Annotated in this window: 14 protein-coding genes; all 14 read left to right on the forward strand. The window is 52.6% G+C overall.

Annotated elements, in window-relative coordinates; translation table 11 throughout:
• The first annotated feature begins 210 nt into the window (after positions 1–210).
• The 14 genes from antA to J2Y83_RS18690 all read left to right on the forward strand — a co-directional run bounded on the left by antA (position 211) and on the right by J2Y83_RS18690 (position 12,797).
• Positions 211–1,614 carry an anthranilate 1,2-dioxygenase large subunit gene (gene antA, locus J2Y83_RS18625; RefSeq protein ID WP_101270286.1) on the forward strand — a complete coding sequence of 468 codons (1,404 nt, stop codon included), beginning with the start codon at positions 211–213 and terminating at the stop codon, positions 1,612–1,614.
• Positions 1,615–1,618: 4 nt separating this feature from the next.
• Complete coding sequence (antB, locus tag J2Y83_RS18630; protein WP_101270284.1) at positions 1,619–2,110, forward strand: anthranilate 1,2-dioxygenase small subunit; 492 nt, start codon at positions 1,619–1,621, stop codon at positions 2,108–2,110.
• A 16-nt stretch (positions 2,111–2,126) separates the two neighbouring features.
• On the forward strand, positions 2,127–3,149 hold the full coding sequence (gene antC / locus J2Y83_RS18635) for an anthranilate 1,2-dioxygenase electron transfer component AntC (RefSeq protein WP_106803925.1): 1,023 nt from the start codon (positions 2,127–2,129) through the stop codon (positions 3,147–3,149).
• 121 nt (positions 3,150–3,270) lie between these two features.
• Positions 3,271–4,215 (forward strand): PDR/VanB family oxidoreductase, encoded by a 945-nt coding sequence (locus tag J2Y83_RS18640; RefSeq protein WP_101270279.1) that lies wholly within the window; start codon positions 3,271–3,273, stop codon positions 4,213–4,215.
• A gap of 18 nt (positions 4,216–4,233) precedes the next feature.
• Positions 4,234–5,565 (forward strand): aromatic ring-hydroxylating dioxygenase subunit alpha, encoded by a 1,332-nt coding sequence (locus J2Y83_RS18645; protein ID WP_101270277.1) that lies wholly within the window; start codon positions 4,234–4,236, stop codon positions 5,563–5,565.
• On the forward strand, positions 5,555–6,088 hold the full coding sequence (locus J2Y83_RS18650; RefSeq protein ID WP_253397386.1) for an aromatic-ring-hydroxylating dioxygenase subunit beta: 534 nt from the start codon (positions 5,555–5,557) through the stop codon (positions 6,086–6,088). The genes J2Y83_RS18645 and J2Y83_RS18650 overlap by 11 nt, the downstream gene beginning before the upstream one ends.
• Before the next feature lie 11 nt (positions 6,089–6,099).
• Positions 6,100–6,681: an isochorismatase family cysteine hydrolase gene (locus J2Y83_RS18655; protein ID WP_253397388.1), complete on the forward strand. Its 582-nt coding sequence runs from the start codon at positions 6,100–6,102 to the stop codon at positions 6,679–6,681.
• Positions 6,678–7,472, forward strand: coding sequence for an SDR family oxidoreductase (locus J2Y83_RS18660; RefSeq protein ID WP_106803928.1), 795 nt, complete (start codon positions 6,678–6,680; stop codon positions 7,470–7,472). Before J2Y83_RS18655 ends, J2Y83_RS18660 begins: the two co-directional genes overlap by 4 nt.
• A gap of 22 nt (positions 7,473–7,494) precedes the next feature.
• Positions 7,495–8,730, forward strand: coding sequence for a dienelactone hydrolase family protein (locus J2Y83_RS18665; protein WP_101270267.1), 1,236 nt, complete (start codon positions 7,495–7,497; stop codon positions 8,728–8,730).
• A 102-nt stretch (positions 8,731–8,832) separates the two neighbouring features.
• Positions 8,833–10,299, forward strand: coding sequence for an aldehyde dehydrogenase family protein (locus J2Y83_RS18670; protein WP_101270265.1), 1,467 nt, complete (start codon positions 8,833–8,835; stop codon positions 10,297–10,299).
• Positions 10,300–10,567: 268 nt separating this feature from the next.
• Positions 10,568–11,317: a hypothetical protein gene (locus J2Y83_RS18675; protein ID WP_101270262.1), complete on the forward strand. Its 750-nt coding sequence runs from the start codon at positions 10,568–10,570 to the stop codon at positions 11,315–11,317.
• 115 nt (positions 11,318–11,432) lie between these two features.
• Positions 11,433–11,657, forward strand: coding sequence for an AlpA family transcriptional regulator (locus J2Y83_RS18680; RefSeq protein WP_101270259.1), 225 nt, complete (start codon positions 11,433–11,435; stop codon positions 11,655–11,657).
• 4 nt (positions 11,658–11,661) lie between these two features.
• Positions 11,662–12,507: a ParA family protein gene (locus J2Y83_RS18685; RefSeq protein ID WP_253397390.1), complete on the forward strand. Its 846-nt coding sequence runs from the start codon at positions 11,662–11,664 to the stop codon at positions 12,505–12,507.
• An 80-nt stretch (positions 12,508–12,587) separates the two neighbouring features.
• Positions 12,588–12,797 carry a hypothetical protein gene (locus J2Y83_RS18690; RefSeq protein ID WP_101270254.1) on the forward strand — a complete coding sequence of 70 codons (210 nt, stop codon included), beginning with the start codon at positions 12,588–12,590 and terminating at the stop codon, positions 12,795–12,797.
• Positions 12,798–12,810 lie beyond the last annotated feature (13 nt).

Raw genomic sequence — 12,810 nt, forward strand, 5'->3', positions numbered from 1 at the left:
CGACACCATTCTACTCAAGACAAGTAACCCCCCCTCACAAACAACAATGATTATCACTATCAATTACGGCAATCGTCAAATTGCTGCTCACATTTCGGATGTTTCTAATCTCATTAAGTGGCTTTAAGTCATCAATAAATTGGATAGACCAATCGGCGCCCGCCACCTCTAATAGGAACCCTGCATAACCGCACGATTGAGGATCTACCCATGAGCCGTATGCGTGATATTAACCAATGGAAAGAATATATCGAGAGCTGCTTGGACTTTCGAAGCGAGGAAGGCATCTATCGCATTGCCCGTGATATGTTCACGGAGCCAGAACTTTTCGATCTGGAAATGGAATTGATTTTCGAAAAAAACTGGATCTATGCCTGCCACGAAAGCGAGATTTTAAACAAACACGACTTCCTTACAATGCAAGCAGGCCGTCAGCCACTTATTATTACGCGTGATGGCGAGGGCAAGTTAAACGCTTTGATTAATGCGTGCCAACACCGTGGCACTACTTTGACTCGCGTCGGCAAAGGTAATCAGTCGACTTTTACCTGCCCTTTCCATGCTTGGTGTTATAAGAGCGATGGGCGACTTGTGAAAGTCAAGGCACCTGCTGAATATGGGGAAGACTTCGATAAAGCCACTCGTGGATTGCAGAAAGCCCGTATCGAAAGTTATAAGGGTTTCGTCTTCGTCAGCCTTGACGTGAATGGCACTGATTCGCTTGAAGATTACTTGGGCGATGCCAAAGTATTCTTCGATATGATGGTCGCCCAATCGCCCACTGGCGAACTGGAAGTGCTGCCGGGCAAATCCGCCTATACCTACGATGGTAATTGGAAGCTGCAAAACGAGAATGGTCTTGATGGCTATCACGTCAGCACTGTCCACTATAACTATGTGTCGACCGTGCAACACCGTCAGCAAGTTAACGCCTCCAAGGGGCATAACGCCGGCGAATTCCTCGACTACAGCAAGCTAGGCGCAGGGGATGCCGAAACCGACGATGGCTGGTTCGCCTTCAACAACGGCCACAGTGTCTTGTTCAGCGACATGCCGAACCCGGAGGTTCGCCCAGGGTACGCAACCATTATGCCGCGACTGGTGAAGGAATACGGCCAGGACAAAGCCGAGTGGATGATGCATCGCCTACGCAATCTGAACGTCTATCCGAGCATGTTCTTCCTTGATCAGATCAGCTCACAACTGCGGATCATCCGCCCGATTGCGTGGAACAAGACTGAAATCAACAGTTTTTGTCTTGGAGTGAAAGGCGAGTCCGATGCCGACCGCGAAAACCGCATCCGCCAATTCGAAGACTTCTTCAATGTGTCCGGCATGGGAACTCCCGACGACCTCGTCGAGTTTCGTGAAGCGCAGCGTGGATTCCAGGCGCGCCTGGAGCGCTGGAGCGACATCTCCCGTGGTCGCGACAAGTGGACAACAGGACCGACGAAAAACACGGACACCATTGGCATTTCTCCCGCCATGATCGGGGCCGAATTTACACATGAAGGCCTATACGTGAATCAACACGGCAACTGGCAGAAGTTCCTGCTCAATGGTCTGGCGCGCAAAGCAGCCGATGCCCAAGCGCTGAAGTTGAAGGAGGTATAAGGCAATGAACGTCGAACTTCAGTATCAAATAGAACAATTCCTTTACAAGAAAGCAGAGCTTTGCGATGACCAAGATTGGGACGGCTACCTCGCGCTATTTAGCGAAGATAGCGTGTTCCACCTTCCCCAATGGGATTCCGAGCACATCTACACCACCGACCCCAAGCGCGAGATGTCGCTGATTTATTATCCCAATCGCGGGGGCCTGGAAGACCGGGTATTTCGAATTCGTACAGGCAAAGCGGCCTCTGCGACACCGCTGCCAAGGACATTGCATCAAATAAATAACGTGCGGATTAACCCGTTGGAGGGTGGCGATCTTGAAGTGCGCGTTAATTGGCAGACTTTGTATTACCGCCAGTCCTTGTCTGAGCAATTCTTCGGGCGTGCTACCTACACGCTTCGACCGCATGGCGATAGCTGGTTGATCTCCAAAAAGCACAGCGTGCTGCTGAATGACAAGATCAATTCAGTGCTGGATTTCTACCATATTTAAGTCCGAGAAAGGTTAAATCATGTACAAGGTTGCGTTGAACTTCGCCGACGGTAAAACACTGTTTTGCCCCGTCCAGCCTAACGAAATTTTGCTGGACGCTGCGCTCAAAAGTGGGATCAAAATCCCTCTGGACTGCCGCGAAGGGGTTTGCGCGACCTGCCAAGGCCGTTGTGAATCCGGAAGTTACACTCAGGATTACGTAGACGAAGAGGCCCTTTCCAAACAGGACTTAGCGGATCGCAAGATTCTATCGTGCCAAACAAGGGTGTTGTCCGACGCATCCTTCTATTTCGACTTCGACTCGACACTGTGTGGAAGTACTGGAACCTCGGAATTGATAACGACTGTCACTGACGTCATTCAAGTGTCTGATAGCACCGCAATATTGAAGGTAGAGTTGGCCTCCGGTGCTGCTCCACTCAATTATCTACCCGGCCAATATGCGCGCCTGCAAGTGCCGGGCACCGGTCACAGTCGCTCCTATTCGTTTGCCTGTGCACCCGGAAGTAGAACACTTGAATTTCTGGTTCGGCTTCTACCCAGCGGGGTCATGACCGACTACGTGCGCGATCGTTGCAAAGTAGGCGACATCATCAAGATGGAGGCGCCATTGGGAGCCTTCTACCTAAGACATATCGACCGTCCGGTGTTGATGGTCGCAGGCGGAACCGGACTGTCCGCCTTCCTCGGCATGCTCGACCAGTTGGCAGAGCAAGGTGGGGCCGGGTTCCCTGTCCATCTTTTCTATGGCGTCAGGACAGAACAGGACCTGTGCGAGATTCCGCGTATCGAGGCGTATAAATCAACGATTCAAGCCTTCGATTTCACACCGGTCCTCAGCAATGCCGCTGACGATTGGCAGGGTAAAAAGGGGTTTATTCCTGAACACCTCGCCCCCTTTGAGGATTCAGACAGCCCCTTTGACCTGTATATGTGCGGCCCTCCCCCAATGGTAGAGTCTGTAAAAACCTGGCACATGGAAAAAAAACTTACTTCCGTCAGAATGTATTTTGAAAAGTTTACGGAAAGCAATACCTAGGTTCATTCAAACACTGCCGATAACGCGGTGAAGACTTCCCTGATTTGCATTGTTTTAATGATTAGCGGCACCGCAAGCCCAGCTGATTTTATTGACTGCTAGTTATGTACGCAGGTTATTTATGTCCACTTTATCAGTAAAAATAGAAAGCATTGAGGCGCTTACTCCCCGCATTCGACGCTTGGTATTAGTTGCTCATGACGGTAGGCGGCTGCCTGAATTTACCCCAGGCGCCCACCTTGAGCTGCACATCCCAGGTGATAGAAAGCAAAAGCGTGCCTATTCAATCGTGAATGTGTCGGCAGGCGACCACTATGAAATAGCCGTGCAACTCGATGACAAAAGCACGGGAGGTTCGAAGTGGGTACATACACTTACTGAAGGTCAAGTCATTGAGGTAGAAACACCTCGCAATCATTTTCCACTGGTCGACGAGGCGAAACACATACTGTTGATAGCCGGTGGAATCGGTATTACACCGATGCTGAGCATGGGCCGCGCACTGCAAGCGTCCAAAAAGGCTTTCACCCTGCATTACGCTGGCCGCGATGCCACCCACATGGCGTACCTGGATGAAGTCCAGTGTTTGGGCAACAGCCAATGCTGGATAAGCGGCGGAGACGCCAGCAAACGTTTTGCCGCATCCACTGTATTGGCGACACCATCCGAAGGCACTCATCTGTATATATGTGGCCCCGTAGAGATGATCACCTCGGTCATACAAATCGCTCGGGAACTTGGCTGGCAGGAAGATCACATCCATTACGAACTGTTCGCCGGTGCCCTTGAAGAAGATGGCGACCAAGCGTTTGAAGTAGAACTTCGCGCCAGTGGAGTAACGCTTGCAGTGAACACAGGCCAGACCCTCTTGGACGTGATGATCGAGGCAGGCCTGGACCCGATGTTCGACTGCCGACGTGGTGATTGCGGAGTATGCGTAACTCAAGTCATTGAGGGTGAACCCGATCACCGTGATATCTGCCTGTCTGATCGCGAGCGCTCCGGCGGCGCCTTCTGCACCTGTGTTTCTCGTGCCAAGACTGCCAAGTTGGTACTTGACCTCTAATAAGTAAAGGAGCGAACAATGATTCCCAGCAATGAACAAATTGCCGATTTGATCCGGCCCGACAGCGTTCATAAAAGCGTGTACACCGACCCTGTTCTCTTTCAACTCGAAATGGAGCGAATTTATGGGCATGCCTGGATTTATGTGGGCCATGAGAGTCAAGTAAAGAACCCTGGCGATTACCACACGACCCGGATCGGCGACCAGGATGTGGTGATGGTTCGTGCGCCTGACGGCAAAGTAAACGTCCACTACAACCGCTGCCCTCACAAAGGAGCAAAGTTGGTGGCGGACGGTGACGGCAATGTCGGCAAGTTCTTCCGCTGCCCCTACCACGCCTGGACATTCAAGTTGGACGGCACTCACCTGTCGGCACCGCTGAAGAGCGGCTTCGAGGGCACATGCTATGACCCGAAACATCCGGATTTCTCCATGGCCAGTGTGGCCAGGGTCGATAGCTACCGCGGTTTCGTATTCGCCAGCCAGGCGTCCTACGGCGAAGACCTGAAGACGTTCCTTGGCGGCGTCGTCAGCTCCATCGACAACATGTGCGACAGATCTCCGGTGGGTGAGCTTGAAGTAGCGGGCGGTATTTTCCGCGTCCAACAACGTTCCAATTGGAAAGTTTTCTACGAAAACCTCCACGACACCATGCACGCACGTGTCACCCACGAGTCATCAGTCGATGCAGCTCGGGAACAGGCTGAAGCCATCGGCGAGATGCCGTTCGAACTGCTGATCATGGATGGCAATGGCGAGCCCTATGACTTCTGGGAAAAGCTGGAACTGCGCGCCTACCATAATGGCCATGGCTACATGGAGGCGATCTTCGATCCGGACGCCGCCGAGAAGGACGAAGTTTCCCGCGCGCACTTTGAATGTTTGAGCGAAGCCTACGGAGCGGACCGCGCCCGTGAAATCATGGGCATGAACCGCCATAACACCGTGATTTACGGCAGCGGATCGCCTCATACCGTCTTCATGCAATTTCGGGTTATCCGCCCGGTTGCTGTCGATAAAACCATGGTGGAGATCCAGACGTTCCGCTGTAAAGGTGCCCCAGATGTGGTGTTCGATCGGGCACTAACTTACGCCAACGTCATCAACTCCCCCTCTTCCAATGTCATGCCGGACGACGTTGAAGTGTATGCACGCTGCCAGGAGGGCAACATGACCCGAGGCGGCAACTGGATCAGCATGCACCGTTATGTCGGCACCGACACCCTTCTTGAAGACGGTGCAGTCTCTACCAATGGCACCAGCGAACTGCCCATGCGTAATCAGTTTGCAGCCTGGAAAAAGTTCATGACCGGAACAATTATCGCCAAGGAGAGCAATAATGTTGCTTGACCGCGCTTTCAACGTAAATACATCCGACCTCAAGCCTGCACTTGCCGAAGAAACCACCCTTCGCTCGGTCGAGCAGTTTCTGTTTAAGGAAGCTCGTCTGCTGGATACATGGAAGTTCTGGGAGTGGGACAAACTCTTTACCGACGATGGCATGTATTGGGTACCGCAAAAGCATAACCAGGTAAATCCTTTCGATCATATTTCCCTGTTCTGGGAAAACCGCATGCTGCGCGAGACGCGTATTCGTCGCGTGGAGAATGCGCGTAACTGGTCACAGCAACCACAAACTCAAACAGCGCACCTGGTTGGGAATGTGTGCATCGAAGGTCTGGACGAGGATGATTACCTTGTGGTCAGCGCGGTGTTCCAAGCCACGGAATGGCGCTTGGATCAACGTCAGCTCGCCGGGCGTTACACCTACAAACTTGCCGGCAATAAAGTGGAAGGTTGGAAGATCAAGCTCAAGCGTGTTGACCTGGTCAATTGCAATGATGTTTTTGCCAACCTGGAGGTATTTGTCTGATGGAGCGGCCCGTGGTTATCGCGCTCCACTATCAGAATGATGTCCTGCATCCGGAAGGACGTATCAAGGTAGGCATGGACGAAGATGGGGCCGTTCGCGCGAATCTGATTGCCTCTGCGACGGCATTACTTCGTGGCGCGCGATTAAACGGCTGGCCCATCCTCCATGCGCGTGTCGCGTATCGAGGTGATTACTCCGACTTGATTGCCAACGCGCCCATCTTGAAGAACGTAAAGAAGATAGGTGCCGTGATTGACGGCACGTGGGGCGCCGAATTCCTCGACGCGTTGAGCCCCCATGAAAACGGCAGGGAATTCATCATTACCCACAAGCGGATCAATGCGTTTTACGGGACGCATGGGGAAGCACTTCTAAACATGCTTAACGCGAGGACGCTGATCATTGCCGGCGTGGCAACTCATTCTGTAGTGGAAAGTACCGTAAGGCACGCCGTGGACTGCGGTTATCACGTAGTCGTCCCTGCAGATGCCTGCTCTGCCGCAGAACCGGCGGCGCATCAAGCGTCGATTAATAGCATGAGCTTAATCGCTGAAATTTCCAGCGTTGACCAATTGTTCAAGGTGCAATCATGAGCCTGACAGGAAAAGTCGCAATCATCACGGGAAGCACCCAGGGACTTGGTCTGGATATTGCTAAAGTCATGATAGCCCAAGGGGCGGAAGTCATGCTGGTTGGTCGCAACGCCAGTGCCGGAAGAACATTATGCGACGAGCTGGGTCCATGGGCTTCCTATACAGAGTGCGACGTGGAAAACGACGAAGATATTGATAAGTGCATTGACAATACAATCAATCAATTCGGGAAAATTGATATTCTGGTCAATAACGCATGTATCTACACTGATTTGGGCATCCAGTCTTCAAGGGAAGATTGGCACAAAAGCCTGAACGTCAACGTCATCTCTGCCGCCATCTTCGTGCAAAAAGTATCTCCGCTTCTAAAGCCTGGCAGCACGATAGTGAACATCACCAGCACGGGTGGGAAATTCGGTGCAGCAGGCCGCGCACTCTACCCTGCGTCTAAAGCCGCGATGCTTCAATTGACCAAGAATTTCGCCGTGAGCTTGGCACCCAGGGGCACGCGCGTGCTGAGCGTCTCACCGGCGTGGACCTGGTCCCCAACCGTAGCCAACCTGACCAATAACGATATTGCGCTCGCTGACCGCGTCGGCGCTGACTTCCACCCTCTAGGGCGTATCGGACGAGGTGAGGAAGTCGGGAATGTGGTCGCTTTTCTCTGCACACCCGGCGCCTCTTGGATGACCGGTGTGGATATACCTGTAGATGGAGGTTTTTCCATCCTGGGTCCAGACAGAGGTATATCACCTCGTGTGTGGTTCCAGCGTCATTCCGATTCTCAATAGTTTGATCGAGAGGAACATAAAAATGGGCGAATTCATCGGTATCCAGACCCTGGACAAAGCACAAACGTTTCGCGGCTATCTTGCTGTTCCCGCGAGCGGAAAAGGCCCGGGACTGGTTCTTGGTCAGGAAATTTTTGGCGTCAACGCAAATATGCGGGCCGTTGCAGACCTCTATGCTGAAGAGGGATATGTGGTACTGGTGCCCGACCTGTTCTGGAGAATGGAGCGGGACGTCGACCTCGGTTACACGGAACAGGATTTTGCAAAAGCGATCGATTTCTTCCAGCGCCTGGATTTGGATCTGGCGGTTGACGATATTTCTGCATGCTTTGCCAAGCTCAAGACCCTGGACCAGGTCGAAGGTGACGACTTGGGTTTCGTCGGTTTCTGCATGGGCGGCAAACTGGCGTATCTCACGGCCACACGCACCAAGGCTGCTTGCTCCGTCGGTTTCTATGGCATGGGTATCGAAAACTATCTCGACGAAGTGGATAACATCCAGGGGCGGCTGGTTCTTCATTTTGCCGAAAACGATGCTTACTGCGACGCCCGAGCCCGCGCCAAAATCAGCTCAGCATTAAAAGGCAGTAAAGGCTCGGAGATCTATGTCTATCCGAATGTCGACCATGCTTTTGCACGTGTAGGTAGTGACCACTTCGACAAACCCGCCGCCCTTATGGCCCACGAAAGAACCATCGCCGCGTTGAAGCGGGAGATTGGTCCAAACTTCAACCTTTCTGATTTGTGGGACGAGCATGTAAAGCATGAGTTCGATACTCGGGACGTTCCTGCAACGATGGCAACCATGGTCTCGGAACCCTACGTCAACCACATTCCGACGATGACTGGTGGGGTTGGCAGCAAGCAACTGAGTCGTTTTTATCAGCACCACTTTGTCCACGGAAACCCGCCGGACATGAAACTGATCCCCCTTTCCCGGACGGTCGGTGCGCTCCAGATCGTCGATGAATTCATCATGTGTTTTACCCACACGACAGAGATCGATTGGATGCTCCCGAACGTGGCGCCTACCGGAAAGTATGTCGAAATCCCCATGCTGGGAGTCGTCCGATTCAGGGGCGACAAGCTCTATCACGAGCATATTTACTGGGATCAAGCGAGTCTGCTGGTCCAGGTCGGTCTTCTTGACCCGAAAGGCTTGCCTGTCGCAGGCGTGATCACTGCGCAGAAGCTTCTGGATGAGGCACTGCCTTCGAATACGCTGATGAATAATTGGAAGAATAGCGAAGCCTTGTAATGCGCCGCTGGAGAGTCCTAAGGACAGGGACGCGCAGCCCCTATCCAGTTCGTTACTTCAACAATAATTTTCTGCGCAAACATGACCCATAGGTGTGCTGCAATGACCGACTTAGCCCTAAAAGACCTAAAAATCTACCACCCTTATATCAATGGTAAATCCTGGCAGAGCGAAGACCAGCCGGAACAGGTCGTGATTAACCCCTACACCCAAAAAGCTATTGCACGTGTGAAGCTTGCAACGGCAGCAGACATCGATAGCGCTATCGCGTCAGCCTTCGAGGCGCAAAAGGCCTGGGGGAAAACCCTCGCCAAGGAGCGCGAAGCCATTCTCTGCCGTGCTGCGGACATCATCGAACGTCGTCGAGGCGACATTGCGAAGATCCTCATCGAGGAAGGTGGCAATGTGTTCGGCAAAGCCATGTTCGAATGCGACTACATGGTCAGCACATTTCGTATAGCGGCAGGACAGGCGCGGGATATCCGTGGCGAAACCATGCCTGCCGATGGTGCGGGTCGTATCTCGATGTCCATAAGGCAGCCGCTGGGTGTCATTGCGGGCGTTGGTCCTTTTAACGCACCGCTGCTCTTGAACGGGAAAAAGCTTGCACCAGCCCTGGCCGCCGGGAACGCGTTCCTAATGAAGCCTGCCCCGCAAACCCCGCTGATTGGTTTGCTCTTCGCTGAGATTCTGGAAGAAGCCGGCGTCCCTCCAGGCGTGTTCAGCGTGCTGCCCACTACCAATGAAGCGTTAGGGGATAAGTTCTTCTCAGACAAACGCGTGAAAATGGTGACCTTCACGGGGTCGGCGAAAGTCGGTCGGTACCTGTCCGAGCTGGCAGGGAGGTTCCAGAAGCGAATTGTCCTGGAACTTGGCGGCAAGAGTCCCATCGTCATCCTCAATGATGCGAAGCTGGACTATGCCGTCAGCGCCGCTGCATTCGGAATTTTCTTCAACCAGGGCCAGGTGTGCATGGCCAACTCCCGGATCATTGTCGAAGACGGCATTTATGAGGCGTTTTGCACTGCGTTCGTTGAGAAAGTCCGCTCCATTCGGTGCGGTGATCCTACCGACCCCACCACGATAGTGGGTCCACTGATAAGCGCCAACCAGTGCGAATTTATCCGTGGTCAGATCGACGACGCCATTGCCAAAGGTGCAACTCTGCTGACGGGTGGTGAATATCTGGGAAACCTGTTCCAACCCGCCGTATTGACCGACGTCACGCCGTCGATGGCTGTCTATGATGAAGAGAGCTTCGGACCGTTGGTTTCCATCTACAAGGCCAAAGACTTCGAGCACGCCATTGAGCTGGCAAACGATACTTCCTACGGCCTTTCTTCAGGCATCGTGACAAACGATCTTCAGAAGGCATTCGACTTCGCACTTCGTATCGACGCAGGTTCGGTACATATCAATGATAATTCTTTTGACGACGACCCCAATGCGCCTTTCGGAGGTTTCAAGGATAGCGGTCACGGTAAGGAAAATGGTCGTTATTCAATTCACGACATGACCGAGCTTAAGTGGGTGACTTTACAACTGGGGGAGCGTGCCTTCCCTATCTGATGAGCAATGTATGGCCCCATCCTGTCGGATTGGGGCCATTGCACTAAACCACACAGTTGCTGGAGATGGGTTTCAGAAGACGGAAATAATGAGCACTGAGCGAGAACTACTATTTCCGAGAAATTTTACGCGTAAAAAATCGTTTAACTGGAAATGGAGTGACCTCACCGAGTTGGTCAACCGAGGAAACAGCTAGCGTGAATAGCTAGTTTTGATTTTTTGATAGTCGGTGTGAGGCCTACCCATTAGGAATGGAAGTCCGCCGCAGATGAGCGTTTATGTTTTCAATCCACATAGCAAAAGCTTCTATCGCCCTGTAGACGCAGCATTGCGCTGGTGCAATCTCACTCGCTACGAATCCCAAATAGTTCAGGCGGATTGGTCTCAGCCCGAGAAGCTTGCAGTCCTATTTCCCCAATGGCCCAATCTTCACATGGCTTTCGAAAGGATTTTAGACGCCATACGCAATGGTGAGCTGCCGTATGGCTGTCTCGGCATTTCTGTTCCTTTGGGAAGCTATGTAGAGCCCTATCAGCTGACCATACGCCATTCGGACTTACGCCGTTGGATGGAGATTCATTACCCCGACCACAAGCCCAGTTTCTTATTCGAGTCTGGTGAAGATGCGCCTTCAAAGGTCAGTCTAGGAACTTTTCTCTCCTTGAAAGCAGATCGAGATGAGTTATCGAGAGCGTTCAAAGCGCAACAGCATCGCATTCAAGAAATCTTGGGAGAGCTCCAGTCGATTGGACTTGAAAGAGATGATCTCAAAGCCTTGGCCAAAACGAATGGTCAACTCAGCGAGCGCAGCGAACTGACCTATCACAACATCATTGGGGCATTGGTCAGCCTTCTCTTGGACCGTTCGCCTGCCGGAAAACCTCTTTCGGTATTCACGAATCAAGCAGCCATCGTTGACGCCATTGTCGCCCGCCACAAAGATGTCCCCGGCCTCAGCAAGCGCACGCTGGATGAAAAGTTTGCCGTGGCCAATCGTAGCCTCAAGAAAAACAACTGATCCAGTCAATTGCGTTGCAATGGGCTTGATTGCAATGCAATGACTCATCCCGCCTTGTGCGATTCAATCCATGTCACTTCCCACCACGCGCCAATTGGCGCCAGGAGTGACTAACATGTCCAACCAACCTGTCACCTCAGTTGAAGCACCTCAACCCCAACGCCACATCATGCGACGTGACGAGGTTGAACAAAAAACCGGCTTCAAACGTGCGCACATTTACAACCTAATGAAGGAAGGCAAGTTTCCGCGGGCGAAGCGTATTGGACTGCGCGCAGTTGGCTGGGACTCACTGGAAATCGAGCACTGGATTGCAGAACGCCTTTCGCGACAGGAGTGAGGTGATGCACGTGGTCTCTGTGGTTTCCACCAAGGGTGGGGTAGGCAAAACTACAGTAGCGGCCAATCTTGGTGGTCTGTTGGCCGACGCTGGCCTGCGTGTTCTGCTCTTGGATCTGGATAGCCAACCCACCCTCTCCAGTTATTATTCATTGAGCCAGAAAGCTCAGGCAGGTGCGTACGAGCTCATTGCACTCAATCTAACAATACCTGAACGAATAATTTCTAGGACTGCAGTCGTCGGTCTCGACCTGATTTTCTCCAACGACGATCAAGGTCGACTGAGCACCTTGTTGCTGCATGCCCCTGACGGACGACTGCGCCTGCACAATTTGCTCAACGAGTTGTGTCTCAATTATGACCTGCTTTTGATCGATACTCAGGGAGTACGCAGTGTACTGGTGGAAATGGCAATCCTGGCCTCCGATCTCGCCCTCTCTCCCATCACGCCGGAAATGCTCGCTGCCCGCGAAATGCGCCGGGGCACCTTGACGCTACTGAGTGAGCTCGAACCGTTTCGCCATCTAGGTATAGACCCGCCGCCGTTACGGCTCTTACTAAACCAAGTGAACGTCAATCGACTGGACACCCAGATGATCATCCGGAGCCTGCGGGCGACTTTCGCAGAGGCTACCAATATCTCGGTGCTAGACACTGTAATCCCGGACAGGGTGGCGTATCTCAATGCCGCCTCCCTCGGCTTACCGGTCCACCGAATAGACGCTCGCCCGTCGAGTAAACGCCGACGCTCGCAATCTGCGCTAGAAGTCATGCAGGCGCTGGCCATCGAATTATTCCCTCAATGGCGTGAAGCGATCTCTTCGGTAATGAGGTGTGCGGAGCCTCGATAAAAAATCACCCAATCAGCATTTCACCGATTTTTTTGTTTGATCGACCTTGAAGCAAATAGAGCTTGGTAAGGAGTTTTCTAATGTTGGATCAGTTTCCTATCGTTGTTCAGCCTTCCATTCGACCACGCGACGCGGCTTGCGAGGAATACTGCACCGTGGTTTTTCGTTTGCAAGGTGGGCGCTCGGCAATGGTGTGGTTCCTCGCAGAACTCTCCGAACATTTCGAAGGTTCAGGGACTGCCGAAATCGTGAAATTCGAGGTCGGTGACCATTTACATAGCCGACGTTAACCGAGGCGGTTGA

This window comes from Pseudomonas marginalis, assembly GCF_024169655.1.
GTDB classification, from domain to species: Bacteria; Pseudomonadota; Gammaproteobacteria; order Pseudomonadales; family Pseudomonadaceae; genus Aquipseudomonas; species Aquipseudomonas paraveronii.

Bases quoted from the DNA above. Each gene is read 5' to 3' on its own strand.
- antA (WP_101270286.1), top strand. From the start codon at position 211: ATGAGCCGTATGCGTGATATTAACCAATGGAAAGAATATATCGAGAGC.
- antB (WP_101270284.1), top strand. From the start codon at position 1,619: ATGAACGTCGAACTTCAGTATCAAATAGAACAATTCCTTTACAAGAAA.
- J2Y83_RS18640 (WP_101270279.1), top strand. From the start codon at position 3,271: ATGTCCACTTTATCAGTAAAAATAGAAAGCATTGAGGCGCTTACTCCC.
- J2Y83_RS18645 (WP_101270277.1), top strand. From the start codon at position 4,234: ATGATTCCCAGCAATGAACAAATTGCCGATTTGATCCGGCCCGACAGC.
- J2Y83_RS18650 (WP_253397386.1), top strand. From the start codon at position 5,555: ATGTTGCTTGACCGCGCTTTCAACGTAAATACATCCGACCTCAAGCCT.
- J2Y83_RS18660 (WP_106803928.1), top strand. From the start codon at position 6,678: ATGAGCCTGACAGGAAAAGTCGCAATCATCACGGGAAGCACCCAGGGA.
- J2Y83_RS18665 (WP_101270267.1), top strand. From the start codon at position 7,495: ATGGGCGAATTCATCGGTATCCAGACCCTGGACAAAGCACAAACGTTT.
- J2Y83_RS18670 (WP_101270265.1), top strand. From the start codon at position 8,833: ATGACCGACTTAGCCCTAAAAGACCTAAAAATCTACCACCCTTATATC.
- J2Y83_RS18675 (WP_101270262.1), top strand. From the start codon at position 10,568: ATGAGCGTTTATGTTTTCAATCCACATAGCAAAAGCTTCTATCGCCCT.
- J2Y83_RS18680 (WP_101270259.1), top strand. From the start codon at position 11,433: ATGTCCAACCAACCTGTCACCTCAGTTGAAGCACCTCAACCCCAACGC.
- J2Y83_RS18685 (WP_253397390.1), top strand. From the start codon at position 11,662: ATGCACGTGGTCTCTGTGGTTTCCACCAAGGGTGGGGTAGGCAAAACT.
- J2Y83_RS18690 (WP_101270254.1), top strand. From the start codon at position 12,588: ATGTTGGATCAGTTTCCTATCGTTGTTCAGCCTTCCATTCGACCACGC.